Here is a 25,122-nt window from a genome sequence, read left to right as displayed (position 1 = left end):
GATCATGAACGAGATTCAGTTAAAGTACGGTTGTAATCCAAATCAGAAGCCATCAAGAATATATATGGAGGATGGCAGTGATCTTCCTGTCAAGGTTTTAAACGGCAAGCCTGGATACATCAACTTCCTTGATGCATTTAACGGATGGCAGCTCGTAAAGGAACTCAAGGCGGCAACAGGACTTCCAGCAGCAACATCATTCAAGCATGTTTCACCAGCAGGCGCTGCAGTTGGACTTCCACTTACAGATACACTTGCAAAGATCTACTGGGTAGATGATCTCGGAGAGCTCTCACCACTTGCATGCGCATATGCAAGAGCAAGAGGTGCTGACAGAATGTCATCATTCGGCGATTTCATCGCACTTTCAGATGTATGTGACGCAGACACAGCACGCCTTATCAAGAGAGAGGTATCAGATGGTGTTATCGCTCCTGGATACACAGATGAGGCTATGGAACTTCTTCTTGCAAAGAAGAAGGGAAATTACAACATCATCCAGATAGATGAGAACTATGTTCCTGCTGAGATCGAGAGAAAGCAGGTATACGGTGTTACATTTGAGCAGGGAAGAAACGAGCTCAAGATCGACAAGGATCTTCTGTCAAACTTTGTTACAAAGAACAAGGATCTTCCAGAGCAGGCTGAGATCGATATGAAGATCGCGCTCATCACACTCAAGTATACACAGTCCAACTCAGTATGCTATGTAAAGGGCGGACAGGCTATAGGTATCGGAGCCGGACAGCAGTCAAGAATCCACTGTACAAGACTTGCAGGACAGAAGGCAGACAACTGGTTCCTTCGTCAGTCACCACAGGTTATGGGACTTCAGTTTGTTGACGGACTTGGAAGAGCCGACAGAGACAATGCCATCGACGTATACATGGGTGATGAGTATGAGGACGTTCTTAAGGAAGGCGAGTGGCAGAAGAGATTCAAGGTTAAGCCTGAGGTGTTCACAGCAGAGCAGAAGAAGGCATGGCTTGCGCAGAACACAGATGTTGTCCTTGGATCAGATGCATTCTTCCCATTCTCAGACAATATAGAGAGAGCTCACAAGAGCGGTGTCAAGTACATTGCACAGCCTGGCGGATCAGTTCGTGACGATCTTGTTATCGAGTGTGCTGACAAGTACGATATGGTCATGGTATTTACAGGAATCAGATTATTCCATCACTAATCTGCCAGGCCTGTCGGCGTCAGATATTGTATTTATAGAAGAATTGAGGGCGGTTTTGCTGATGAAAATCAGCAAAGCCGCTTTTTTACTTTATATTATTGTTGGATTGTGCTAATATAAAATGATGTATAAACTGCGGTAGCTATGCCGTGTAATAAAAATACTGTGATTCAAAGGAGATAACATATGTCTAGACGTAAACGCAGCATATTTAAAGAGAGAAGAAAGATCAACTATAAACTTATTTTTGCATTGGTGATACTTGCATGTGTGGCTGTATTGCTGATCTCTTACGCCATATCGGCAATAGTGTCACAGAAGGATGAACTTTACGATCAGGGCGTAAAATATTACAAGTCAGGTTCGTATCAGGAGGCAATAGATTCATTTGACAATGCCCTGACAGAGAATCAATTGTTCTCAAAGAAAAAGGATCAGAATATAAAGCTGTATCTGGCTGATGCGTATCTCAAGAGCGCGCAGTACACAGAGGCTGCAAATACATACAACGAATTGATACAGGATTCATTTACCGGTTCTAATGTAAAAGATTTGAAGGAGCTGGCAACTGCACTCAGTGATTTCTCACAGGGAAATTATGGCGGGGCTCTCGATGTGCTTCTGAAGCAGGCGGAGACATATCCGGAGCTTTATATGTACATAGGAACATGCTACGCAGTTACTGATGAATCCGATAAGATGTTTGAGAGCTATGAAAAATATGTCCAGACATTTGGATTCAACTCGTATGTATATGCCATGTACGGTTCATATTATCTGAATAACGGTGATATGGAGTCTGCGATCGCATATATTACAAATGGACTTGACAGTGGAGACAAGATATACAGAAAAGAGCTCCTGATGCTTGAGATAACATATTATGAGAAGAACGAGGATTACGATAAGGCTTATGAGATAGCGGGACAGCTTGTGTCTGAGTATCCGGATTATGAGAAAGGACAGAAGGAGTATACATTCCTGAGCACAAGAGTGTCACAGTAGTATTTGTATTGGGAGGAGTTATTTTATATGGAGATTCAGCTTTGGAAGGAGATACTGTCTCCTTACGAGCAGGCGGTTGATGAGCTTCTCGTGAAGTTCAACCACATAATAATGCAGTACAAGAGTATGGGAAAATACTCACCTATAGAGAGTGTGACCGGAAGGGTGAAAACGGTCTCCAGTATTATCGATAAGCTTCAGAAGAAGAATATTCCTATGGACCGGATCGTTGAGGAGATGGATGACATAGCCGGAATCAGGATCATGTGCCAGTTCACCGAGGATATCAGCAAGGTGGTTGAGATCATACGTGGCAGACAGGACATGAGGATACGCGAGGAGAAGGATTATATAGCAAATGCCAAGGCCAGCGGCTATCAGAGCTATCACATCATACTTGATTACGATGTATATACGGTAAATGGATGCACCACCATACAGGCGGAGATCCAGATAAGGACAATGGCGATGAACTTCTGGGCAACCATAGAACATTCATTGCAGTACAAGTACAGGAAGGGAATTCCAGAGGATATAAGGGCGAAGCTCAAGAACGCTGCGGATGCCACCGTTGCACTTGACAGGGAGATGTCTTATGTCCGCGGAGAGATTATGGATGCACAGAATTCGTTCAATATCAAGGCGAATATAGTTTCGGAGATCATTGTGAATATCCAGAATCTGTACAAGGTGGGAAATCCAAGAGAGATCCAGAAGATTCAGGATGAGTTTTATTCTATATATAAGAAGGATGATATGGAGCTGCTTGAGAATTTTGCAAAGCAGCTTGACATAATAGCTGAGGGTTACAAGGCCCAGAGCGTAAGATAAAGGAGTTTGTTATGGCTTTACCAAAGGCGTTTGACGAGAGGATCAGAATACAGCTTGGCGATGAATACGAGGATTATATAAAGTGTTTTGACAGTGATATGTATCATGGAATCAGGGTGAATACATCCAAGATATCCGTGGAGGACTTTCTGAAGATAAGTCCTTTCGAGCTGGAGCCTGTGCCGTGGACTAAGAATGGTTTTTACTATGATCACAGGAAGTATACGCCGTCCAAGCATCCATACTATTATGCGGGGCTCTATTATATACAGGAGCCAAGTGCCATGACACCTGCCAGCGTTCTGGATATAGAGGATGGAGATGTGGTACTAGATATATGCGCGGCACCGGGAGGCAAATCCACCGAGCTTGCGGCGAAGCTTAATGGCACGGGAATACTTATATCCAATGATATAAGCAACTCGAGGGCCAAGGCGCTTCTGAAGAACCTGGAACTTTTCGGAATAGGAAACATGTGTGTGGTAAGTGAACCTCCAAATAATCTGTCAAAGGCATTTGAGGGTACATTCGATAAGATACTTATAGATGCACCGTGTTCCGGAGAGGGCATGTTCAGAAAATCTTCATCGATGATGACTGCATGGGAGAACAACGGAACTGAACTTTTTGCCGGACTGCAGAGAGGAATATTAAATGAAGCGTGCAAGATGCTGAAACCGGGCGGAAAGCTGCTTTATTCCACATGTACATTTTCCCCCGAGGAGGATGAGAGGTCGGTGGAGTATCTGCTGTCGATAGATGACAGTATGCATCTTGTGGATTTTCCTAAATATGAGAAATTTGATGACGGCAATCCGGCCTGGGGAGAGACCGGCAATCCTGAGCTTGTGAAGTGTTCAAGACTGTGGCCTCATCACGTGAAGGGCGAAGGTCATTTCATAGCTCTGTTTGAAAAGGATCAGGATGACTCATATAGAGGAAACTTAACATACTCGTTTAAGTCGTACAGGCCGGATGAGGATTTCATCGCATTTATAAAGCATGTATCTGAGTCTGCGGGTATAAAGACAGACAGGATAGAGGAAAATAAGGGAAGACTTTATTATATATCAGAGGGAATGCCTGATGTTAAGGGACTCAGGCTTTTGAGGCATGGACTGTTCCTCGGTGAGGTCAAGAAGAACAGATTTGAACCGAGTCAGTCACTTGCGATGTATCTCAAGTCAGATCAGTTTGACAATGTTGTGAGTTTTTCGGCGGATGACATAAGGGTCATAAAGTATTTAAAGGGAGAGACCGTCGAGCTGGAAGATGATCAGGATATAGAGAATGGGTATGTGCTTGTCTGCGTGGATGGATATCCGCTCGGGTGGGCCAAGAACAACAGAGGAGTATTAAAAAACAAATATTTATCGGGATGGAGGATGATGTCATGAGAAAGGTAGCTATAATCACAGGAGCATCTTCAGGGATTGGAAGAGAATTTGCAATTCAGATAGCACAGAAATACAGAACTGTCGACGAGATATGGCTTATCGCCAGAAGAAAGGACAGGCTTGCAGAGGTAAAGGCTGAGATAAATGCGGTCAGCGGAAAGCTTGTCAGGATACTTGCGCTTGACCTCACAAAGGAAGCAGATATCAAATTCTACAGAAATCTTCTCGAGAGACAGGATCCGTCAATAAGAGTCCTGGTCAATGCGGCCGGATATGGAATAGCGGGACATTTTGAGAATATGACAGTGGACGATGTCACGGGAATGCTTGACCTCAACTGCAAGGCGCTGGCAGCCATAACTCATATTTCATTGCCATATATGGCAGGCCCATCAAATATAATCAATCTTGCTTCGTCAGCGGCGTTCCTGCCTCAGCCATCATTTGCAATATATGCGGCATCAAAGTCGATGGTTTTAAGCTTTTCAAGGGCACTTAACAGAGAGCTTGCAGGCAGGGGAATCACAGTTACGGCTGTATGTCCGGGACCTGTCAAGACAGAGTTCTTTGACGTTGCCCAGAAGTATACCAAGTCAAAGCCTTACAAGATGGTGCTCAGAGCAAATCCTGTCAAGGTCGTAAAAAGAGCATTATTTGACGCATATTACATGAGTGATATATCAGTTTATTCACCGCTCATGAAGGCGTTCAGACTTGTGAGCAAATACCTGCCTCACAATTTGCTGATCAGATTTATGAAGTAGATATATGGGCTGCAGGCGGACATAGCTCTACAGCCAGACTAGAGATAAATGGAGGATGATATGGAAAAAGGACAACACGGATACATGAACAGGCATAAGAGAAATGTTCTTATAAGTATCATTGTACTTGGATTGTTTGTTATAGCCGGAGTATTCTTTACTGTGGCTATGTTTGACACAAGAAAGACTGTATTTATAGTCATACCGATACTCGTCGCCCTGCCGCTCGCAAAACAGCTTGTGGCATACATAATGTGTGCGGGGTTCAAGGAACTCACGAAGAATGAGTACGCTAAAATTGAGAAGTTATCATACTTTGGGGATCCGTCACTTGTATATGATGTGTCGATAAGCAGGTACGAGGGAATATTGTATTTCCCTGCTGCGGTCATAAGAGATGGCAGAATGTTGTTTTACTACAATGGTGGATATGGCAAAAAGATACCTGATGAGGCAGCGCTCAAGAAGATCATTACAGAGGCTCTGGCAGACCAGAAAAAATATGTTGTGATCATAGCCACAGACATTGATGGTTTTGTGGCAAAGGCCGAGAAGATCAAAGCACCTTCAGATGAATTTGTCGGTGCCGATGAGAAGATCAGAAACAGATTATATGAGCTGGGAATATAGAAAAAAATGAGAGAGATAGTTATTTCAAAGAACGAAGCCGGCCAGAGGCTTAACAAGCTGGTCATGAAGTACCTTAACAAGGCTCCTTCAAGCTTCGTCTACAGGATGATAAGAAAGAAAAACATAAAACTTAATAATGGCAAGGCGGTTGGAAATGAGATCGTGTATGTGGGGGATGTGATACAGCTCTACCTGTCGGATGAGACCATAGATTCATTCAGGGATGACAGCGTGAGAGCCGGTGCTTCCACAGGTGGAAACAGGTTTAAACCGGAGATCATATATCACGACCACAACATACTTATAGTCAATAAACCGGCGGGTGTATTGTCACAGAAGGCATCGAAGGACGATTACTCGATCAATGAGAGTGTCATCGATTATCTGCTTGACAATGAGTATATAACTGAGACTCAGCTCAGAACCTTCAAGCCTTCTGTATGCAACAGGCTGGACAGGAATACCTCCGGCCTTGTTCTGTGTGGAGTGTCACTTATGGGAAGCCAGGAGCTTTCGAGGATCATAAGGGAGAGACGCATAGACAAATATTACTACACCATAGTCAAGGGTAATATGACGGAGACGCAGGATATTACGGCATATCTCGTGAAGGATGATAAGAAGAACACTGTGACAATACGTGACAGCGTGGAGGAGATACGCAGGGCTGCCGGGGACTTGGGCTATGATAAGATCCATACTATATTCCAGCCGGTCAGAACAAATGGAAAATATACAGAGCTTAAGGTAAAGCTCATAACGGGTAAGACCCACCAGATAAGGGCACAGCTCCAGCACATGGGGTATCCGGTGATCGGTGACCAGAAGTATGGTGACAGGGAGACAAACATATATTTTAGACAGACATACAAGCTTAGAAACCAGATTCTGCACTGCGGCGAGGTGGAGTTTACCGATGTTGTCGGTGGACTGGACTATCTGACGGGCAAGAGCTTCTCAGCATTCAAGCCTGATATGTATAAAAGAATAGAAAAGGATTTGTTTGAATAGATGGCTACATGGAATTCGCGAGGACTTCGTGGCTCCACACTGGAGGATATGATAAACCACACAAATGAATATTACAGACAGAAGAACCTTGCGCTGGTCCAGAAGATCCCGACACCTATCACGCCGATAAAGATTGACAAGGACAGCAGCCAGATCACTCTGGCGTATTTCGAGAAGGATTCAACCGTCGACTATATAGGTGTTGTCCAGGGAGTTCCGGTATGTTTCGATGCGAAGGAATGTGCCACTGACACATTTACAATGCGCAACATTCATGAGCATCAGATAAGGTTCATGGAGGATTTCGAGAGACAGAACGGTGTAAGCTTCCTTATCATAATGTTCTCGGGACGAAATGAACTGTATTATATGAGATTCGAGGAGCTTAAGGGATATCTTGAGAGAGTCCAGAATGGGCATGCCAACAACTTCAAGTACAATGAACTTGATCCCAATTTCTTTATAAGAGCCAAGGGTGGTGCATTGGTACATTATCTTGAACCTCTAAGCAGGGATCTTGATGATAGAGGTTGACAAATACAATGCGCTTTAATATAATGTGCACGTTGATATGCTACCAAAGTAGCAAATTATCGCTTTAATGTGATGAAGTATAATAAAGAACGTGAAGCATGGCAAAGTTTAATTGACAAGGAGATATGATTATGCAGGACAAACTGTTACAGACCCCGGATGGAGTGAGGGACACCTACGATGTAGAATGTAAGAAGAAGAGAAAGGTTATGCATGAACTCCACCATATTCTGGAGTTATACAGCTATCATGATATAGAGACACCTACATTCGAGTTTTTTGATATATTTAACAGAGACAAGGGCTCAGCACCTTCCAATGAGATGTACAAGTTCTTTGACAGGGACAACAATACTCTGGTGCTCAGACCTGATATAACACCTTCGATAGCAAGATGTGTTGCAAAGTATTATGCAGATGAGGAGCTTCCGGTCAGACTCTGCTATACGGGTAACACATATACCAATACACTTAAGCTTCAGGGTAAGCTTAAGGAAGTTACACAGATCGGTGCCGAGCTTGTAAATGATGATTCATCCGCTGCTGACGCTGAGATAATCGCAACTGTGATAGACTGCTTCAACGAGATCGGGATCAGTGATTTCCAGATCGAGATAGGCCAGATCGACTACTTCAAGGGGCTTGTGGCTGAGTCGGGAATCAGTGAGGACGAGGAGAATCAGATAAAGGAGTATATCCACATCAAGAACTTCTTCGGACTTGAGGAATATGTGGATGCGCTTGATATAAGTGAATCTCTTAAGAAAGCATTTGTTGCATTTGACTCTCTGTTCGGCGGAATATCCATGCTTGACAAGGCAGAGGGATATGTGTCAAATGAGACATCACTTGAAGCTGTGAAGAGACTCAGAAGAGTATATGCAGCTCTTGAGTGCTATGGATATCAGGATCACATAAGCTTTGATCTCGGTATGCTTGACGGATACAACTACTATACAGGAATCATATTCCGCGGATATACTTACGGAACCGGTGACGCTGTTGTCAAGGGCGGCCGTTACAATAACCTCCTTAAACAGTTTGGAAAGGATGCACCGTCTATCGGTTTTGCCTTCACTGTTGAGGAGCTCATAATGGCCATGAACAGACAGAATATAGACATAGATGTGGATTATTCCAATACGATCATCCTCTATGATATAGAGAATCAGGGCAAGGCGATCAAGGCCGGCATGAAGCTCAGAAGTGAGGGACGGAAGATAGAACTCATAAGAAAGTCACAGAAGAAATCTGTTGACGACTATATTGAGTATGCGGGAAGAGAACATTTCTCAGGCCTTATATATTTTGAGCAGTCAGGCGATGCGGTGGCATACGATCTGATAAGCCGATCACACTCCAAGTGGGATGGCAATTTATAGAAGAAACTTTTACGGCTTGATTGAGAATAGATTGAATTAGATGAAAGGTTATGGAGAGATGAGATATTTAACATTTGCCCTTGCTAAGGGGCGACTTGCAAAAAAGACACTTGCGCTGCTTGAACAGATAGGTATAACATGTGAGGAGATGAAGGATCCCGACACAAGAAAGCTTATATTTGTGAACGAGGAGCTTAAGATGAAGTTCTTCCTGTCAAAGGCCACAGATGTTCCTACTTATGTAGAATATGGTGCGGCCGATATAGGCGTTGTAGGTAAGGACACAATACTTGAGGAGGGAAGAAACCTGTATGAGGTCATGGATCTCGGTTTCGGAAAGTGCCGCATGTGTGTATGCGGGCCGGCATCTGCCAGAGAGCTTCTCAAGAAGAATGAGATAATAAGAGTTGCAAGTAAGTATCCGGTGATCGCAAAGGATTACTTCAACAACCGTAAGCACCAGACAGTTGAGATAATCAAGCTCAATGGTTCAGTGGAGCTCGCTCCTATAGTTGGACTTTCAGAGGTGATCGTAGATATAGTTGAGACAGGAAGCACACTCAGGGAGAATGGACTTGAGGTGCTTGAGGAAGTTTGTCCACTCTCAGCCCGCATGGTTGTGAACCAGGTAAGTCTCAAGATGGAGAATGAGAGGATACACAAGCTGTTGGAAGATCTCAACAGACTTATAAAGGAAGAGAACAAGTAACATATATAGATAATATAACAAATTGATAATCACACGGAGGCATAACAGAGATGAGAATCGTAAAGCTTAATGCAGAGACAAAGAAGGATCTTCTGAAGAATCTTCTAAAGAGAAGTCCAAGTAATTTCGGTAATTATGCAGAGACTGTACAGGGAATAGTTGACGATGTGAGGGATAACGGTGATGCCGCACTCTTCTCATACACAAAGAAGTTCGACAAGGCAGAAATAACAGCAGATAACGTGAAGGTTACACAGGAGGAGATAGACTACGCATATACACAGGTCAGCCCTGAGCTCCTGGACGTTATCAGAAAAGCCAAGAAGAACATTTGGGAGTACCATGAGAAGCAGAAGCAGTATAGCTGGTTTGACTCCAAGCCAAATGGAACTCTTCTCGGACAGAAGGTTACAGCACTTGCATCTGTAGGTGTCTATGTTCCGGGTGGAAAGGCTGTTTACCCTTCATCAGTTCTGATGAATGTTATGCCGGCAAAGGTTGCAGGCGTTGAGAAGATAGTCATGACAACTCCATGTAATGCTGAGGGTGAGGTGTACGCCACAACACTCGTTGCAGCAAAGGAAGCAGGAGTGGATGAGATATACAAGGCAGGCGGCGCGCAGGCCATAGCTGCCCTTGCATACGGAACAGAGTCAGTACCTAAGGTTGACAAGATAGTTGGCCCTGGAAACATATTTGTCGCTCTTGCAAAGCGTGCCGTATACGGACATGTCAGCATAGATTCCATAGCCGGCCCATCAGAGGTAATGGTACTTGCCGATGAGACTGCCAATTCTAGATACGTGGCTGCAGATCTGCTGTCACAGGCAGAGCATGACGAGATGGCATCAGCCATACTTGTGACCACATCAGAGGAGCTTGCCGAGAAGGTATCAGTTCAGGTTGACAAGTTCATCGATGAGCTTTCAAGAAAAGAGATAATGAGAAAGTCTATAGACAATTACGGGTATATTCTTCTTGCAGACAACATGAGCGATGCCATAGATGCTGTCAACGACATTGCATCAGAGCATCTCGAGATCGTCACAGCCAATCCATTTGACGTGATGACAAGAGTGAAGAATGCTGGAGCTATATTTATCGGAGAATACTCATCAGAGCCTCTTGGAGATTACTTTGCAGGCCCTAACCATGTACTTCCAACAAACGGTACAGCAAAGTTCTTCTCACCGCTTTCAGTAGACGATTTCATCAAGAAATCCAGCATAATCTACTATTCAAGAGAGGCACTTGAGGCAGTTCACACTGACATTGAAGCATTTGCCAAGGCTGAGCAGCTCACAGCACATGCCAATTCAATAGCAGTAAGATTTGAAAAATAAGACATAATGATATAGAATATGGGAAGGAGACAGGAATATGGCAGAGAAAGCAGCTAGAATCGCCAAATGTACAAGAACGACAAACGAGACAGACATAACCCTCGAGTTTAATATAGATGGAAAAGGACAGTCAAAGATCGACACAGGAATCGGTTTCTTTGACCACATGCTCACAAGTTTTGCGAAGCATGGTTTCTTTGATCTCAACGTTACAGTCAAGGGGGATCTGTATGTGGATTGTCACCACACCATTGAGGATGTGGGAATTGTGCTGGGCAAGGCCATCAAGGAGGCTCTTGGAGACAAGAAGGCCATCAAGAGATTTGGCAATTTCTTCCTGCCGATGGACGAGACTCTCGTAATGTGTGCCATAGATCTGTCGGGAAGACCATATCTTGTCTATGATCTGAACCTCCGCACAGAGAGGGTTGGATACTTCGATACACAGATGGTCAAGGAATTCTTCTATGCAGTATCATACGCTGCTGAGATGAATCTCAATATTAAGCAGTTCTCAGGGGAGAACGATCACCACATCATAGAGGCCGCATTCAAGGCATTTGCGAAGGCTCTTGATGAGGCGACAACTTATGACAGAAGATTAAACGGAAAGGTGCTTTCTACCAAGGGCACACTTTAAGGAGGTGCTGGTTCACTATGGATAATGATATGATCTGCAAAAAGATAATTCCATGTCTGGATCTGAACAATGCGGTCGAGATGGCAAAATATTACAATGATGCCGGAGCTGATGAGATAGCTTATTTTGACAGCAAGGCAACAAAAGATGGCAGAGAACCCAATGTTGCCATTATAAGACAGATATGTGACAGTGTTGATATTCCACTTATTGCCTGTGGCGGTGTGAGGGAGCTTGAAGATGTCAAGAAGCTTCTGTATGCAGGTGCATCCAAGGTATGTATGAAATCTGCGGCACTGAACACGCCGGAGCTTGTCACTGAGGCTTCTGACAGATTTGGTTCAGAGCGAATAATCTGTACTATAGATCTGAGTGAGTGTGATGATCCTGTCGGATATGCCAGAAAACTGAAGGCGCTTGGAGCGGGAGAACTTTTGCTGCTTCACAACAACATGGTGCCGGAATATCTGGATATAGTAAAATCCATAAGAGAAAATGTTGCACTTCCTGTTATAGTTTCTACATATTCCACTAACGGGGAAGCTGTGGCAGAGATGCTCAATGAGACAAATGCTGAATCAATTTCTCTGTACAATCTCCAGAAGATGGATATAATGGAGATTAAACAGCGTTGCCGTGAGGCAAATATAGATGTGGATCTGTTTGAATCGTCCATGCCTTTTGAGGCGTTCAAACTCAATTCGGATGGACTTATTCCATGTGTTACACAGCACTATAAGACCGGTGAAGTGCTCATGGTCGCTTATATGAACAAGGAGTCGTATGAGAAGACCATCAGAACAGGACGCATGACATACTGGAGCCGCAGCCGCAATGAGTTGTGGACCAAGGGTGATACATCCGGTCATTATCAGTTTGTCAAATCTCTTTCGATAGACTGTGACAAGGACACCATACTTGCCAAGGTGTCACAAATAGGAGCTGCGTGTCATACAGGCAGCCGTACTTGTTTCTTTACAGATCTGGTGAGAAAGGAGTACAATGATACCAATCCTATGAAGGTATTCGAGGAGGTATACAATACCATACGCGACAGAAAGGATCAGCCAGGAGATGATTCTTATACCAATTATCTGTTCGGCAAGGGTATTGACAAGATCCTGAAGAAGGTCGGTGAGGGAGCTACGGAGATAGTCATAGCTGCCAAGAATCCTGATTCAGAGGATATAAAATATGAAATATCTGACTTCCTTTATCATCTCATGTGTCTGATGGTAGAGAGAGGAATCAGCTGGAAAGATATTACAGAAGAACTGGCTGACAGAAGATAGAGTGGAGGATATTAGACAATGCAAAATTATGGCGTGAACGAACTGAGAAAAATGTTCCTGGAATTCATGGAGAGCAAGGGTCATCTTAGAATGAAGAGCTTTTCACTTATTCCACACAATGACAACAGCTTACTGCTGATCAATTCAGGTATGGCACCACTTAAGCCTTACTTTACAGGTCAGGAGGTACCACCTAGAAGACGTGTGACAACATGTCAGAAGTGTATCAGAACAGGAGATATCGAGAATGTAGGTAAGACAGCCCGTCATGGTACATTCTTTGAGATGCTGGGTAATTTCTCATTTGGCGATTATTTCAAGCATGAGGCTATATCATGGACATGGGAGTTCCTCACAGAGGTTGTAGGACTTGACAAGAACAGACTCTATCCATCGGTTTACCAGGATGACGATGAGGCATTTGATATATGGAATAAGGAGATCGGTGTCGATGCTGACCGTATATTCAGATTCGGCAAGGAGGACAACTTCTGGGAGCACGGAGCTGGTCCTTGTGGTCCTTGTTCAGAGGTTTACTATGACAGAGGTGAGAAGTATGGCTGCGGTAAGCCCGGCTGTACTGTAGGCTGTGACTGTGACAGATACATGGAGGTTTGGAACAATGTATTTACACAGTTCAACAATGACGGACACAACAACTACACAGAGCTTGAGCAGAAGAACATAGATACAGGTATGGGTCTTGAGAGACTCGCAGTTATTGTTCAGGATGTTGATTCTATATTTGATGTTGATACGATCAAGGCTCTCCGCGACAAGGTATGTGAGATGGCAGGCGTGGAATATGAGACAGATCATGAGAAGGATGTATCGATTAGACTTATAACTGATCATATCCGTTCAGTTACATTCATGACATCAGATGGTATCGTTCCATCGAACGAGGGCCGTGGTTATGTTCTTAGACGTCTTCTCAGACGTGCTGCAAGACACGGAAGACTTCTCGGCATCAATGGCAAGTTCCTGTCAGAGCTTGCAAAGACAGTTATCGAGGTGTCAGAGGATGCATATCCTGAACTCAGTGAGAAGAAGGAATATATCTTCAATAAGATAGACAAGGAAGAGGAGAGCTTCAATAAGACCATAGATACAGGTCTTGCGATCCTCAAGGATTATATAGACGAGACTAAGGCTGCAGGTGAGAAGGTTCTCTCAGGTGACAAGGCATTCAAGCTCTATGACACCTATGGATTCCCTCTTGATCTCACAAAGGAGATCCTCGAGGAGGAGGGGATCGAGGTTGATGAGGACAGATTCACCGAGTGCATGAATATCCAGAAGGAGACTGCAAGAAAGGCCAGAAAGACCACAACATACATGGGTGCAGACGCAACCGTATATGAGCAGCTTCCTGTTGACATGACATCTGAGTTTGTCGGATATGACAAGCTGACATACAAGTCAACTATATCAGCCATCACAACAGAGGTTGGTGAGGGTGATGATAAGAAGTCAGTTCTTGCAGATACTGTATCTGAGGGAGCACAGGCTTCAGTTATAGTTCCTGAGACACCTTTCTACGCTACCATGGGTGGTCAGATCGGTGATAAGGGAATCATCAAGACAGAGAACGGTACATTCGTTGTTGAGGATACTGTCAAGGTTGTAGGCGGCAAGATCGCACATATCGGTTATGTTGAGTCAGGCGAACTCAATGTTGGTGATGAGGCAGAACTCACAGTTGATGCTGAGAACAGAGCACTCATATGTAACAACCATTCCGCAACACATCTTCTTCAGAGAGCACTCAAGATGGTTCTCGGAGATCATATAGAGCAGGCAGGTTCACTCGTTGAGCCGGGAAGACTGAGATTCGACTTTTCACATGATCAGGCGATGACTAAGGAAGAGATCAAGAAGGTTGAGGATATTGTAAATGAGCAGATCCAGCTCGATATACCTGTATGCACGGATGTAATGTCTGTAGATGAGGCTAAGAAGACCGGAGCCATGGCTCTGTTTGGTGAGAAGTATGGTGAGAAGGTCCGTGTGGTATCAATGGGAGACTTCTCAAAGGAGCTCTGCGGTGGTACACATGTTGCCAGCACAGGAGCCATAAAGACATTCAAGATCATATCAGAGGCCGGTGTGGCCGCAGGTACAAGACGTATCGAGGCACTTACATCTGTCGGAGCACTTGATTACTACAGAAATGTAGAGCAGGAGCTCATGGATGCTGCAAAGGCAGCTAAGACTGATATCCATGGTGTGGCATCAAGAATAGAACAGCTTCTTGCAGAGGTTAAGGAGCTTACGAATGAGAATAAGAAGCTCAAGGATAAGATGGCAAAGGAGGCAGCTGGAGACGTTCTTTCAAGTGCTATAGACAAGGACGGAATCAAGATCCTCACAGCGGCTATCCCAGATACAGATATGAATTCACTGAGAAACCTCGGAGATGACTTCAAGAGCAAGCTTGGTGACAGCGTTGTTGTTCTTGCATCTGCAAAGGATGGCAAGGTAAATCTCATTGCCATGGCTACAGACGGCGCAGTTGCTAAGGGAGCCCATGCCGGTAATATCATCAAGGCCGTGGCTGGCCTTGTAGGTGGTGGCGGCGGTGGTCGTCCTAACATGGCTCAGGCCGGTGGAAAGAATCCTGATGGAATCGAGGCAGCTCTTGCCCAGGCGGTTACAGAGGCTCAGAATCAGATAGCTTAAGGTTTCGTGACAGATATTTTATTAATTTGTCATTTTCCTGTTGACGATTAGGAATTTTATGTATATAATACATTTTGTGCTTAAAAATACCCAATCAGTTGTTATTTGGTAGCATAATTTTACAACTGGAGGGAGGTCAGGTGAGAGAATGTCAAGTGTAATAGTTAAAGAGAACGAAAACTTAGATAGCGCTCTTCGCAGATTTAAGAGAAATTGTGCGAAGGCTGGTATTCAGCAGGAGATTCGTAAGAGAGAGCATTACGAAAAGCCTAGTGTAAAGCGTAAGAAGAAGTCAGAGGCAGCTAGAAAGCGCAAGTACAAATAAATCATAGTATATATATTTGATTTTAAATTGATTTCTAAGAGTACCGAGTTTATTCGGTACTCTTTTTTTATGTGTATTCATATAATGTTCCAAAAGCGTTATGGTGGTATTCATGAAAGACAGAGCGAAAAAAGTTATAGCATTTGAACCTCCGTGCTGGTGTCCGGACTCGGCGGGAACGACCTCCAGACTCACAATGTTCAACAATGATGAGCTGGTGATAGAGAATTTCAGACATGTGATCTACTCTGACGACGAGAGAGTGTCTGTTAAGACCCGGAAAGGGATATTGAATATATATGGGGAAAGATTACAGATCGCTTACTACGCATCCTATGAAGTGAAAATATGCGGTTCGATAAACAGTGTAGATTGGCTGACAGTGTGACTGTATGAATATTAGAAGGGAAATAAGAGGTGTGTGCTATGTGAGCTGTGACAGCCGCGCAGCTCTGCGCCTGATGAATATATGCAGCCATAAAGGAATACGTACATGGTGCGAGAGGGATGTAAAGAAGAACAGAAAAAAGAATGGCAGTAAACAGAATGACAGTAAATGGAATGGCAAGGCGGAAAACTTCTGCATATACTCCGATGACAGAAAAAGACTTGAAGAGATAGCGGACAAATGTATGATAGATATCCGAATAGCTGAGAAGAAGACTCTGAGAACCGTTTTGCTGGGCAATAGGAAGAGAATCTCGATATTGCTCGGAGTTTTATTGTTTTTGCTGTTTGTATACTGGGAATCAGGGTATGTATGGTACATAGAAATTGATGGATGTGAGGATTATACAAGTGAGGAAGTTGAAAATCTTATTGAGATGGAGTATCCGTGCTATGGACATCGGAAAAAGAGTATTGATCTGAGTGAGCTGACAGACATGCTGACGGATAATCTTGGTGAGATATGCTGGGCGTCCTGCAGCATCAGTGGGACAAAGCTTACCGTTGCGCTTAAGGAGTCCGCGGATGTCTTTACAGTTCCGGAAGTTGACAGACCGTGTGACCTCGTGGCAACAATGGATTGTACGATCTATTCCATTGTTGCATCGGCGGGGACGCCTGTTGCATTAGTAGGAGATGAAGTGAAAAGAGGGGATACTCTTATATCAGGAACAGTTAACATATGCAATGATGACAGTGAGGTTGTGGATACGGTATTTGTACCTGCTTCCGGAGAGATATATGGTATTTGCGATGTAGAATACAGAGATGTGGTTGAGAGCGAGCTCCAGGAAAAGGAGACTACAGACAGGGAGATAAATAAAGTAGATATAAAACTTGGACGCCGGGTATTTACTCCGTATAAAACTGCTGCCTCCGACGGCTCATACGACCTTTCCGCCGAGGAAAAACGGCTGCATATCGGCGATATGTATTTTCCGTTATCCGTGAATATAGAGCGAAAAGTATTCTATAAAGTAAATACACGTAAGCTTACGGAGAAGGAGCAGAAAGACAGACTTAACCAGCATCTGCATGTTTATATTGGCAAAATGCAAGAAAAAGGGGTGCAAATTGTCCGAAAAAATGTTATTATTACTAATGAACGCGGTGAGGCTTCGGCTGAAGGCGATATCAGTATCAGACTTCCGGTTGCTGTGCCGAGATATATTGACGTAAACAATACATCGGGGAGCGAAGAGGTGGAGCCTGACTGACAAATAATAATGACAGGGGATACAAGTATTGAGCGAATATTCAGAATCCGTAACTGTTGCATCAAACTATATACAGACTGTGTTTGGACAGTTTGATGCCAATATAAAAAAGATTGAGAAAGAATACAGTGTGTCAATGATACTTCGCGATGACAAGCTTAAGGTCAGCGGCTCCGAGGAAGGTGTGAAGAAGTCTATTCAGGTTATAGAACAGCTCTTCCAGATGGCAGACCGTGGCTCGTCCATCGATGAACAGAAGGTAGACTACACTATATCGATAGTCAATGAACACCCGCAGGAGGCTAAGGAGAGTCTTGCTGAGCTTGACAGGGACATAATCTGTCACACGATGAGCGGCAAGCCGATCAAACCGAAGACTGTCGGACAGAGAACATATGTCAATTCAATAGAAAAGTCCATGATAGTATTCGGAGTGGGCCCTGCCGGAACAGGAAAGACTTATCTTGCCATGGCAAAAGCCATAACGGCATTTAAGAATAATGAGGTTGGAAGGATCATACTTACAAGGCCGGCCATAGAGGCCGGTGAGAAACTGGGATTTCTTCCGGGTGACCTTCAGAGCAAGGTTGATCCTTATCTTAGGCCGCTCTATGATGCATTGTATGAGATAATGGGTGCTGATGCATTTATGAAGAATATGGAAAAGGGACTGATCGAGGTTGCTCCTCTTGCCTACATGAGAGGAAGAACTCTTGATAATGCGTATATTGTGCTGGATGAGGCCCAGAATACCACTCCTGCCCAGATGAAGATGTTCCTTACCAGAATAGGATTTGGCTCAAAGGCCATAATAACAGGAGACCTTTCACAGAAGGATCTTCCACACGACGCGCAGTCAGGTCTTGATGTTGCACTCAAGGTGTTAAAGGATATTGATGACATAAGCATTTGCCATCTGACGAGTCTTGATGTTGTGAGACATCCTTTGGTGCAGAAGATCGTAAATGCGTATGAGAAATATGAGGATAAGAGGAGCAGACAGGCAAAGCCTAGAAAAACCACAACTGCTCAGAAAAACAGAGGAAAATAATATGTCAGTTAATATTGAGAATGAGTATGGAGATATTGATATTAAGAATTATGAGGATGTCATAACAAGTATCGTCCAGGCTTCGCTGGAATTCGTTGGGTGTCCATATCCCTGCGAGGTGAACGTGCTGCTCACGGACAATGACTCCATACATGAAATCAATAACCAGCAGAGGAATATAGACAGAGCGACAGATGTTCTGTCATTTCCACTGATTGATTATACAATTCCTGGAAACTTTGATGGTCTCGAGGATAGCCGGTGTGACTACTTTGATCTTACTACAGATGAACTGCTATTGGGAGATATCGTTATATCTATTGATAAGGTGTATGAGCAGGCAACTGAGTACAATCACTCAAAGACGAGAGAGCTGGCTTTTCTTGTAGCCCATAGCATGCTCCATTTGTCAGGATATGACCATATGGAGGACGATGAGCGCAGGGTCATGGAAGAGATGCAGGAAAAAATACTTACAATGAAAGGATATACAAGAGACTATGAGGAGAATTAAGACGGGATTAGTTCTGGCAACCGCTCTTGTGATGGGATTATCACTTTTTGGATGCGGCTCGAAGAAAACGGAGGAGAATGTCACTACAACGGAGGCTAAGGCAGAGGTGGATGTATCACAGGCCGATATGATGAAGTCTGCCACAGCGGTTGATGAGACTTACCATGAGGGAGTATATAATGATCTTACAGGCGAGTGGAACACCGACAGAAAGGAAGAGTACGGAAGACCGATCGCTATAATGATCAACAATATTGAGAATGCGATTCCTCAGTCAGGCATAGGCCAGGCTGATGTTTTATATGAGTTTGTCGTTGAGGGCGGAATAACAAGAATGCTTGCAATATTCAACGACTATGACAATCTTGAGAAGGTCGGTTCGATCAGAAGCTGCAGACCTTACTATGTTACAACTGCCATGGAGTTTGATGCTATATACATGCATTATGGTCAGTCTCCACAGGGACAGGAGGAGCTTGACAGGACAGGAATAGATCATATAAGCGGACTTGGTGGAGAAGGATCTGTATCTTTCTACAGATCATCAGACCGCGAGGCTCCACACAATGTGTACACAAACAGCGATATGATCAAGGCTGGTCTTGATTATCTTGGATGCTCAACTACCCACAACAAGGGATACAAGAGCAAGTTTGAGTTCAATGAGGAAGATACGGTTCCTGAGGGCGAGTCTGTAAATAAGCTCACACTCAACATGTCAGTTTACACACAGCCTTGGTTTGAATATGATTCAAAGAATAAGGTATATAACAGATTCCAGTATGGTGACAAGCAGATCGATGACCTCACAGGAAAGCAGCTCACATTTAAGAATATCATCATACAGTTTGCTCACTACACCAGCATTGATGATCACGACAGACAGATGATCGATCTCGTTGGCACAGGAGACGGATACTATGTTTCAGATGGAAAGATCGTTCCTATCACATGGACAAAGTCAACCGATGACTCCGTGACAAAATATTCAACAGCAGATGGAAAAGAACTTCAGCTCAATCCGGGCAAGACCTATGTCACAGTATTTGAGAGTGATAATAAGGCCGGAGTTGTATGGGAATAATACAGACATAAACCACATATATTAACAAGGACAGAAGATGGGATGGAATATCCTGTCTTCTGTTTTTTGTTATGAAGAGAAGGTGTGGTAATGTTTAAAAGAATTATATATTTTTTTGTTATCATTATAGCGGTATTTGTGTTATCTTTTATAACTAGAGAGATCGTGGTGAGCACGGCGTGCAGATCCGGAGACAGTAAAAGTGTGTATAGAGAATTTGACGGTACGGATAGCGGGCATATATTACCCATATCAAATGAGAGTGAACCGGAGCTTTACGGAGGGCTCGTGATTGCTGCTGAGGGTGGAACACCACATGGCAGTTTCTATGTGAGCACTTATAATGGACATGTGGCGGTGTACAACAGATTTGGCAGTCTTTGCAGGGAGACGACTCGTACAGTGGATTCATTGGACAAACGTATAAGAGAACTGATCCACAAGCACGTGTATTTCAATGATATAGATGACATGAACAGGTTTATTGACAGCCTGTAAAACGTATGATAAATGATTATGGGAAAGGTGTATCGGAATGATTTATGATATTATAGTTATCGGCGGTGGCCCGGCTGGGATGACAGCCGCAATAAAAGCAAAAGAGACAGCACCATCGGCTTCGGTAAAGCTTATAGATAAAAACAAAAAACTCGGAAAGAAGCTGTATGCGACGGGAAATGGCAAATGCAACATTGCAAATACAAAGCTTGATCTGTCGTGCTATTCCAGTGCAAATGAATTTTTCCCATTTCAGTTCGTAACAACGGACAGTCATAATGATGTCATGGATTTTTTTGAAAGTCTTGGTGTTTACAGCTATGATGATAATGGATATATATATCCTGCATCGCTGCAGGCATCTACCATAGTGTGGGCACTGACGGACAGACTCAAAATTCTTGGTATAGAAAACAGCACATCGGAGGAAGTCCTGAGTATAAAACAGGGAAAAGATGGTATATATATTGTAGACACAGACAAAGGCGGGTATAGGACGACCCAGGTGATACTTGCACCCGGAGGTGCGGCTGCGCCAAAGCTTGGCGGATCTGATAGAGTATACAGACTTCTGGATGATCTGAATGTACGGTTTGTGAAACCGCATCCGGCTCTGTGTAAATTAAAATGCCATGAATATATATCTGATATGTCAGGGGTACGTGCAAAGGCTGTTGTCCGCCTAATGTGTGATGGCGAGGAGTATGACCACGAGAGAGGCGAGGTCCAGTTTGCATCGGGATATCTTTCGGGCATAGCGGTTTTTAATATGAGTATACAGTGTATAGACCTGATGGAGACTGGCAAAAAGCCATACATAGAACTTGAACTTGTTCCGGACATCAGTGATGATATGTTGGCGGACAGGATGAGACGATTTGCCGAGGTAAATGGCAGACGGAGAGTCGAGGCGATGCTCAATGGTATTGTCAACGAGAAGATCGCCGGGTATATTATAAAAAGTCTTGGTATCAAAGCTTCTGAAGCAGCCGGACTTGACGCGGCTGATATAACATCCATATGTGATATGCTCAAACATATGAGATTCAACATAGATGGATTCGGCAGCTATGAGGACAGCCAGGCGGCAAGCGGTGGAGTTGACACATTGCAGCTCAGGGCAGATAACCTGGAACTTGATGGACACAGAGGCTTATACGCCGCTGGAGAGTATGTCGATGTGACCGGCAAATGTGGTGGATATAATATAATGTGGGCTGTTATAAGCGGCATGAGAGCTGGGGAGTCTGCAGGAAAGAGAATAAAAGATGATCAGAATTAACAATGTAAAACTGCAACTTGGATTTACAGAGGCAGATGTTAGAAGTGTTATTAAAAAGACGCTGAAGACAGATAAGGAGTTTGAGTATATTTTTTTCAAGCTGTCTCTTGATGACAGGCGGAGAAACCAGGTGAAATATATTGCATCCATAGATGTGGATGTTCCGAATCCGGAAAAATTATTGAAAAGACTTCACAATAATAATGTTATGTTAACAAATGCTACCCAATATAGATTTCCAGAGCCGGGAAATGTCAAAATGACCTATAGGCCTGTGGTGATAGGAACAGGACCGGGTGGCTTATTTGCTGCACTGTATCTTGCCAGAGCCGGATACAGACCGGTTGTTTTTGAGCGCGGCATGGATGTTGACAGGAGAATGGAGCATATAGAGAGATTCTGGAAGGGTGAGGAAGGACTTGATCCAAATTGTAATGTACAGTTTGGAGAGGGCGGCGCAGGAACCTTTTCGGACGGCAAGCTGAATACGGTCATAAAGGATGGCTCGGGCAGACGCACTGAGGCCATGCGGACATTTGTGGAGTATGGTGCAGATCCGTCCATAATGTATATAAATAAGCCACATGTGGGCACTGATGTGCTGTCTGGTATTGTAAGGAATATGCGTGAGGATATAAAGAGACTTGGCGGAGAGGTACATTTTGATTCACTTTTTACCGGTTATGATCAGATCACACAGGATGAGGTGTGTGTACATATAAAGAACCTTTCAGATGGCAGTGAGAAGGAATACAGGACAAATGCCCTTGTTCTGGCACTTGGACACAGTTCAAGGGATACTGTGGAGATGCTTTACAAAAAAGGTGTTCCGATGGAACCAAAGCCATTTGCCATGGGACTTCGTATCGAACACAAGCGAGCAGATATAGATATCATGAAGTATGGCGATGATCCGGCGTATGCAAAGCTGCTGCCGGCGGCAGACTACAAGATGACGCATCAGGCGTCAAATGGCAGGGCTGTATATTCATTCTGTATGTGTCCTGGAGGTTACGTAGTGAATGCATCATCCGAGCACGGTGAGACGTGTGTGAATGGTATGAGCTACAGCGGCAGGGATGGTGAGAATTCCAACAGCGCCATTGTGGTAAATGTTACCCCGGAGGATTACGGGTCAGATCATCCTCTTGCGGGAATGAAGTTTCAGAGAAGATGGGAGAAGGCCGCATACGAGGCCGGACAGGGGGCTGTTCCGGTGCAGCTCTTCGGAGATTACAGAAGGGATATTCCTACGGAAAAGCTGGGCGGTGTTAAGCCTCAGATTAAGGGTAAATACAGGCTCACAAGCCTCAAATGCTGTTTGCCAGAGTATATAAAGGATGCTATAATAGAAGGAGTTGTGTCCTTTGATAAGAGGATGCCGGGATACTCATCTGACGATGCAGTTCTCTCAGGAATCGAGGCCAGAACCTCATCACCTGTTCGTATGATACGAGGCGATGAGCTGCGCTGTGAGGGGACATGTATATACCCGTGCGGGGAAGGCGCGGGCTATGCAGGGGGAATAACCTCAGCCGCTGTCGATGGTATGAAGGTGGCCGAGGCCATAGCATCCAGATTCAGCAATGAGGCAATAACAGACGGTACACAGGAGAATATAAATGGATAGAGAGTATTTGAAAGACAAGAAAAAGATAGTAATAAAGATTGGTTCATCTTCACTTATTCACGAGGAGACGGGTGGACTTGACTATACAAAGCTTGAGAAGCTGGTGCGCATCATATGTGATCTGAGAAATCAGGACAAGGATGTGGTCCTCGTATCATCGGGAGCCATCGGAGTCGGAGTACAGGCGCTGGGACTTGCCAGAAGACCTAAGACGACCTCGCTCAGACAGGCGTGTGCTGCAGTGGGACAGGGACAGCTTATGATGATATATCAGAAGCTTTTTCAGGAGTACCACAGCACAGCTGCCCAGGTCCTGCTGACATTTGACGTTATATCATCCGATGAGAGAAGAAAGAACGCCATAAATACATTCAATGAGCTTCTTCAGCTCGGTGTAGTACCGATCGTCAATGAAAACGATACGGTTGCCATCGATGAGCTGGATGACAGCGTGGCATTTGGCGACAATGATACACTGTCTGCCATAGTTGCATCCATGATCCATGCAGATCTTCTGATACTTCTCACGGATATAGATGGTCTGTACACTGATGATCCACATAGTAACCCTGATGCAAAACTGATACCAGAGGTGAACTGCATAGATGATCACATTATGGATATGGGTAAGGGCGCAGGCTCCAAGTACGGAACCGGCGGAATGACGACCAAGATCGCAGCCGCAAGGATAGCAACCAACTCCAATTCGGATATGGTCATAGTATCCGGAGCGGATATGGACAATATTGTTAAGGTAATGAACGGAGAAAGTATAGGAACTCTGTTCACGGCATATAAGGATCATGACTTTGACGTTGTCAGATTTATTTTGAATAAGGAGTATCTTATATAGTTATGAAAGAGACGATAATCGATGCGGCAAAGATCGCACGTATAAATGAATTATATCACAAGTCCAAGGCTGAGGGGCTCACTGACGCTGAGAAGAAAGAGCAACAGCAGTTAAGGCAGGAATATATATTTGCGGTGAAGAATAATCTCAGGAACACGCTCAACAATATAGACATCAAGGAGAAGGACGGTTCCATAACCAGACTTCAGGACCTTGATCCTACCAGAAAGGCATAGGCTGGCTTATGAATAGCGAGGATAGTGTAAATTCCGGCAGCAAGGAAGTTATAAGAAAAAGAATAAAAGCGGTCAGAAATGCCATGGACAGGGATGATCGTGCGCAGAGATCCGAGCTTATATGCAGACGGCTGTCAGCGCTTCCTGAATATGTGAATGCCATCAATATATGTGCATACATCTCCAAAGGGAATGAAGTGGATACAAGGCTCATAGTTGAGAAGGCGTGGTCGGACGGAAAGCATGTATATGTTCCAAAGGTTTATGGACAAGACATGGAGTTTATTGAGATCACAGACTACGGGGAACTTACATCCGGAAACTTTGGGATACTCGAACCGGTTTCTGATGATTTTGAGGAGATCGAAGATGGGCTTATGTTCATGCCCGGGATTGCATTTGATCACAGCCGCAACCGTATAGGCTTTGGCGGAGGGTATTACGACAGATATCTGGCGAGGCATGCAGGGCTTGTCACGGTGGCACTGGCGTATGAATTCCAGATAGTTGATAAGATAGACAGTGAACCTACAGATATCAGACCACATATCATAGTAACAGAATCGGAAGTTATATCATAAT

26 protein-coding genes are annotated in these 25,122 nt (G+C 44.2%); all 26 read left to right on the top strand.

The features are described from left to right. Nucleotides 1-4 precede the first annotated feature (4 nt). The 26 genes from DXD11_RS03410 (at nucleotide 5) to DXD11_RS03285 (ending at nucleotide 25,121) form a co-directional block, all read left to right on the top strand. The gene (locus tag DXD11_RS03410; RefSeq protein WP_015534899.1) at nucleotides 5-1,183 is read left to right on the top strand and encodes a phosphoribosylaminoimidazolecarboxamide formyltransferase; all 1,179 of its coding nucleotides are present in this window, start codon (nucleotides 5-7) and stop codon (nucleotides 1,181-1,183) included. Between the two features lie 186 nt (nucleotides 1,184-1,369). Beyond that, entirely contained in the window at nucleotides 1,370-2,188 is an 819-nt protein-coding gene (locus DXD11_RS03405) for a tetratricopeptide repeat protein (protein ID WP_118757767.1), read from the top strand. 27 nt (nucleotides 2,189-2,215) lie between these two features. Continuing rightward, complete coding sequence (locus tag DXD11_RS03400) at nucleotides 2,216-3,019, top strand: GTP pyrophosphokinase (RefSeq protein WP_022216499.1); 804 nt, start codon at nucleotides 2,216-2,218, stop codon at nucleotides 3,017-3,019. 11 nt (nucleotides 3,020-3,030) lie between these two features. Next, nucleotides 3,031-4,416, top strand: coding sequence for an RsmF rRNA methyltransferase first C-terminal domain-containing protein (locus DXD11_RS03395; RefSeq protein ID WP_117548986.1), 1,386 nt, complete (start codon nucleotides 3,031-3,033; stop codon nucleotides 4,414-4,416). Then, entirely contained in the window at nucleotides 4,413-5,180 is a 768-nt protein-coding gene (locus DXD11_RS03390; RefSeq protein ID WP_243003551.1) for an SDR family NAD(P)-dependent oxidoreductase, read from the top strand. Before DXD11_RS03395 ends, DXD11_RS03390 begins: the two co-directional genes overlap by 4 nt. Before the next feature lie 60 nt (nucleotides 5,181-5,240). Next, the gene (locus DXD11_RS03385) at nucleotides 5,241-5,810 is read left to right on the top strand and encodes a hypothetical protein (protein ID WP_117548984.1); all 570 of its coding nucleotides are present in this window, start codon (nucleotides 5,241-5,243) and stop codon (nucleotides 5,808-5,810) included. Nucleotides 5,811-5,816: 6 nt separating this feature from the next. Then, nucleotides 5,817-6,821, top strand: a complete 1,005-nt coding sequence (locus DXD11_RS03380; RefSeq protein WP_118757766.1) for an RluA family pseudouridine synthase — start codon at nucleotides 5,817-5,819, stop codon at nucleotides 6,819-6,821. Next, nucleotides 6,822-7,355 (top strand): Holliday junction resolvase RecU, encoded by a 534-nt coding sequence (locus tag DXD11_RS03375; RefSeq protein WP_118757765.1) that lies wholly within the window; start codon nucleotides 6,822-6,824, stop codon nucleotides 7,353-7,355. A 131-nt stretch (nucleotides 7,356-7,486) separates the two neighbouring features. Further along, the gene (hisZ, locus tag DXD11_RS03370; protein WP_117548981.1) at nucleotides 7,487-8,737 is read left to right on the top strand and encodes an ATP phosphoribosyltransferase regulatory subunit; all 1,251 of its coding nucleotides are present in this window, start codon (nucleotides 7,487-7,489) and stop codon (nucleotides 8,735-8,737) included. Between the two features lie 58 nt (nucleotides 8,738-8,795). Continuing rightward, nucleotides 8,796-9,446: an ATP phosphoribosyltransferase gene (gene hisG / locus DXD11_RS03365; RefSeq protein WP_055144488.1), complete on the top strand. Its 651-nt coding sequence runs from the start codon at nucleotides 8,796-8,798 to the stop codon at nucleotides 9,444-9,446. Nucleotides 9,447-9,496: 50 nt separating this feature from the next. Then, entirely contained in the window at nucleotides 9,497-10,789 is a 1,293-nt protein-coding gene (hisD, locus tag DXD11_RS03360; RefSeq protein WP_117548980.1) for a histidinol dehydrogenase, read from the top strand. 37 nt (nucleotides 10,790-10,826) lie between these two features. Next, complete coding sequence (gene hisB / locus DXD11_RS03355) at nucleotides 10,827-11,429, top strand: imidazoleglycerol-phosphate dehydratase HisB (RefSeq protein WP_015534907.1); 603 nt, start codon at nucleotides 10,827-10,829, stop codon at nucleotides 11,427-11,429. 17 nt (nucleotides 11,430-11,446) lie between these two features. After that, nucleotides 11,447-12,721 (top strand): bifunctional phosphoribosyl-AMP cyclohydrolase/phosphoribosyl-ATP diphosphatase HisIE, encoded by a 1,275-nt coding sequence (hisIE, locus tag DXD11_RS03350; RefSeq protein WP_118757764.1) that lies wholly within the window; start codon nucleotides 11,447-11,449, stop codon nucleotides 12,719-12,721. 18 nt (nucleotides 12,722-12,739) lie between these two features. Next, entirely contained in the window at nucleotides 12,740-15,403 is a 2,664-nt protein-coding gene (gene alaS / locus DXD11_RS03345; protein ID WP_117548978.1) for an alanine--tRNA ligase, read from the top strand. Nucleotides 15,404-15,551: 148 nt separating this feature from the next. Continuing rightward, a complete protein-coding gene (gene rpsU, locus DXD11_RS03340; protein WP_004851031.1) occupies nucleotides 15,552-15,728 on the top strand; it encodes a 30S ribosomal protein S21 in 177 nt (58 codons plus the stop codon). Nucleotides 15,729-15,840: 112 nt separating this feature from the next. Then, a complete protein-coding gene (locus DXD11_RS03335; protein WP_015534910.1) occupies nucleotides 15,841-16,116 on the top strand; it encodes a YabP/YqfC family sporulation protein in 276 nt (91 codons plus the stop codon). A 4-nt stretch (nucleotides 16,117-16,120) separates the two neighbouring features. Beyond that, the gene (locus tag DXD11_RS03330; RefSeq protein WP_118757763.1) at nucleotides 16,121-17,392 is read left to right on the top strand and encodes a sporulation protein YqfD; all 1,272 of its coding nucleotides are present in this window, start codon (nucleotides 16,121-16,123) and stop codon (nucleotides 17,390-17,392) included. A gap of 28 nt (nucleotides 17,393-17,420) precedes the next feature. Then, on the top strand, nucleotides 17,421-18,443 hold the full coding sequence (locus tag DXD11_RS03325; RefSeq protein ID WP_022216489.1) for a PhoH family protein: 1,023 nt from the start codon (nucleotides 17,421-17,423) through the stop codon (nucleotides 18,441-18,443). Nucleotide 18,444: 1 nt separating this feature from the next. After that, nucleotides 18,445-18,957: an rRNA maturation RNase YbeY gene (gene ybeY, locus DXD11_RS03320; protein WP_015534911.1), complete on the top strand. Its 513-nt coding sequence runs from the start codon at nucleotides 18,445-18,447 to the stop codon at nucleotides 18,955-18,957. Next, nucleotides 18,944-20,041, top strand: a complete 1,098-nt coding sequence (locus tag DXD11_RS03315; RefSeq protein ID WP_015534912.1) for a DUF3048 domain-containing protein — start codon at nucleotides 18,944-18,946, stop codon at nucleotides 20,039-20,041. Before ybeY ends, DXD11_RS03315 begins: the two co-directional genes overlap by 14 nt. A 90-nt stretch (nucleotides 20,042-20,131) precedes the next feature. Then, nucleotides 20,132-20,539: a hypothetical protein gene (locus DXD11_RS03310; RefSeq protein WP_117548975.1), complete on the top strand. Its 408-nt coding sequence runs from the start codon at nucleotides 20,132-20,134 to the stop codon at nucleotides 20,537-20,539. A 37-nt stretch (nucleotides 20,540-20,576) separates the two neighbouring features. Further along, nucleotides 20,577-21,821 carry an aminoacetone oxidase family FAD-binding enzyme gene (locus tag DXD11_RS03305; RefSeq protein ID WP_118757762.1) on the top strand — a complete coding sequence of 415 codons (1,245 nt, stop codon included), beginning with the start codon at nucleotides 20,577-20,579 and terminating at the stop codon, nucleotides 21,819-21,821. Beyond that, nucleotides 21,808-23,451 (top strand): NAD(P)/FAD-dependent oxidoreductase, encoded by a 1,644-nt coding sequence (locus DXD11_RS03300; RefSeq protein ID WP_118757761.1) that lies wholly within the window; start codon nucleotides 21,808-21,810, stop codon nucleotides 23,449-23,451. Before DXD11_RS03305 ends, DXD11_RS03300 begins: the two co-directional genes overlap by 14 nt. Continuing rightward, nucleotides 23,444-24,304, top strand: a complete 861-nt coding sequence (gene proB, locus DXD11_RS03295) for a glutamate 5-kinase (RefSeq protein ID WP_117874222.1) — start codon at nucleotides 23,444-23,446, stop codon at nucleotides 24,302-24,304. Before DXD11_RS03300 ends, proB begins: the two co-directional genes overlap by 8 nt. Before the next feature lie 17 nt (nucleotides 24,305-24,321). Continuing rightward, nucleotides 24,322-24,540 carry a DUF896 domain-containing protein gene (locus tag DXD11_RS03290; RefSeq protein ID WP_117874325.1) on the top strand — a complete coding sequence of 73 codons (219 nt, stop codon included), beginning with the start codon at nucleotides 24,322-24,324 and terminating at the stop codon, nucleotides 24,538-24,540. Between the two features lie 8 nt (nucleotides 24,541-24,548). Continuing rightward, the gene (locus tag DXD11_RS03285; protein WP_118757760.1) at nucleotides 24,549-25,121 is read left to right on the top strand and encodes a 5-formyltetrahydrofolate cyclo-ligase; all 573 of its coding nucleotides are present in this window, start codon (nucleotides 24,549-24,551) and stop codon (nucleotides 25,119-25,121) included. Nucleotide 25,122 lies beyond the last annotated feature (1 nt).

Origin of the sequence: Coprococcus sp. TF11-13, from assembly GCF_003481085.1 — a bacterium.
Taxonomy (GTDB): domain Bacteria; phylum Bacillota; class Clostridia; order Lachnospirales; family Lachnospiraceae; genus Coprococcus; species Coprococcus aceti.
The sequence above is the reverse complement of the archived record's forward strand: the minus strand, read 5'-3'. Positions and strand labels throughout refer to the sequence as shown.

What these genes read in the sequence shown, in the direction of transcription:
- DXD11_RS03390 (WP_243003551.1), top strand. Translation starts at nt 4,413, where the DNA reads ATGAGAAAGGTAGCTATAATCACAGGAGCATCTTCAGGGATTGGAAGA.
- DXD11_RS03315 (WP_015534912.1), top strand. Translation starts at nt 18,944, where the DNA reads ATGAGGAGAATTAAGACGGGATTAGTTCTGGCAACCGCTCTTGTGATG.
- DXD11_RS03330 (WP_118757763.1), top strand. Translation starts at nt 16,121, where the DNA reads ATGAATATTAGAAGGGAAATAAGAGGTGTGTGCTATGTGAGCTGTGAC.
- DXD11_RS03310 (WP_117548975.1), top strand. Translation starts at nt 20,132, where the DNA reads ATGTTTAAAAGAATTATATATTTTTTTGTTATCATTATAGCGGTATTT.
- DXD11_RS03405 (WP_118757767.1), top strand. Translation starts at nt 1,370, where the DNA reads ATGTCTAGACGTAAACGCAGCATATTTAAAGAGAGAAGAAAGATCAAC.
- hisIE (WP_118757764.1), top strand. Translation starts at nt 11,447, where the DNA reads ATGGATAATGATATGATCTGCAAAAAGATAATTCCATGTCTGGATCTG.
- hisG (WP_055144488.1), top strand. Translation starts at nt 8,796, where the DNA reads ATGAGATATTTAACATTTGCCCTTGCTAAGGGGCGACTTGCAAAAAAG.
- DXD11_RS03335 (WP_015534910.1), top strand. Translation starts at nt 15,841, where the DNA reads ATGAAAGACAGAGCGAAAAAAGTTATAGCATTTGAACCTCCGTGCTGG.
- DXD11_RS03385 (WP_117548984.1), top strand. Translation starts at nt 5,241, where the DNA reads ATGGAAAAAGGACAACACGGATACATGAACAGGCATAAGAGAAATGTT.
- DXD11_RS03305 (WP_118757762.1), top strand. Translation starts at nt 20,577, where the DNA reads ATGATTTATGATATTATAGTTATCGGCGGTGGCCCGGCTGGGATGACA.
- DXD11_RS03380 (WP_118757766.1), top strand. Translation starts at nt 5,817, where the DNA reads ATGAGAGAGATAGTTATTTCAAAGAACGAAGCCGGCCAGAGGCTTAAC.
- hisD (WP_117548980.1), top strand. Translation starts at nt 9,497, where the DNA reads ATGAGAATCGTAAAGCTTAATGCAGAGACAAAGAAGGATCTTCTGAAG.
- hisZ (WP_117548981.1), top strand. Translation starts at nt 7,487, where the DNA reads ATGCAGGACAAACTGTTACAGACCCCGGATGGAGTGAGGGACACCTAC.
- DXD11_RS03300 (WP_118757761.1), top strand. Translation starts at nt 21,808, where the DNA reads ATGATCAGAATTAACAATGTAAAACTGCAACTTGGATTTACAGAGGCA.
- DXD11_RS03375 (WP_118757765.1), top strand. Translation starts at nt 6,822, where the DNA reads ATGGCTACATGGAATTCGCGAGGACTTCGTGGCTCCACACTGGAGGAT.
- hisB (WP_015534907.1), top strand. Translation starts at nt 10,827, where the DNA reads ATGGCAGAGAAAGCAGCTAGAATCGCCAAATGTACAAGAACGACAAAC.
- DXD11_RS03285 (WP_118757760.1), top strand. Translation starts at nt 24,549, where the DNA reads ATGAATAGCGAGGATAGTGTAAATTCCGGCAGCAAGGAAGTTATAAGA.
- DXD11_RS03395 (WP_117548986.1), top strand. Translation starts at nt 3,031, where the DNA reads ATGGCTTTACCAAAGGCGTTTGACGAGAGGATCAGAATACAGCTTGGC.
- DXD11_RS03410 (WP_015534899.1), top strand. Translation starts at nt 5, where the DNA reads ATGAACGAGATTCAGTTAAAGTACGGTTGTAATCCAAATCAGAAGCCA.
- alaS (WP_117548978.1), top strand. Translation starts at nt 12,740, where the DNA reads ATGCAAAATTATGGCGTGAACGAACTGAGAAAAATGTTCCTGGAATTC.
- proB (WP_117874222.1), top strand. Translation starts at nt 23,444, where the DNA reads ATGGATAGAGAGTATTTGAAAGACAAGAAAAAGATAGTAATAAAGATT.
- ybeY (WP_015534911.1), top strand. Translation starts at nt 18,445, where the DNA reads ATGTCAGTTAATATTGAGAATGAGTATGGAGATATTGATATTAAGAAT.
- rpsU (WP_004851031.1), top strand. Translation starts at nt 15,552, where the DNA reads ATGTCAAGTGTAATAGTTAAAGAGAACGAAAACTTAGATAGCGCTCTT.
- DXD11_RS03400 (WP_022216499.1), top strand. Translation starts at nt 2,216, where the DNA reads ATGGAGATTCAGCTTTGGAAGGAGATACTGTCTCCTTACGAGCAGGCG.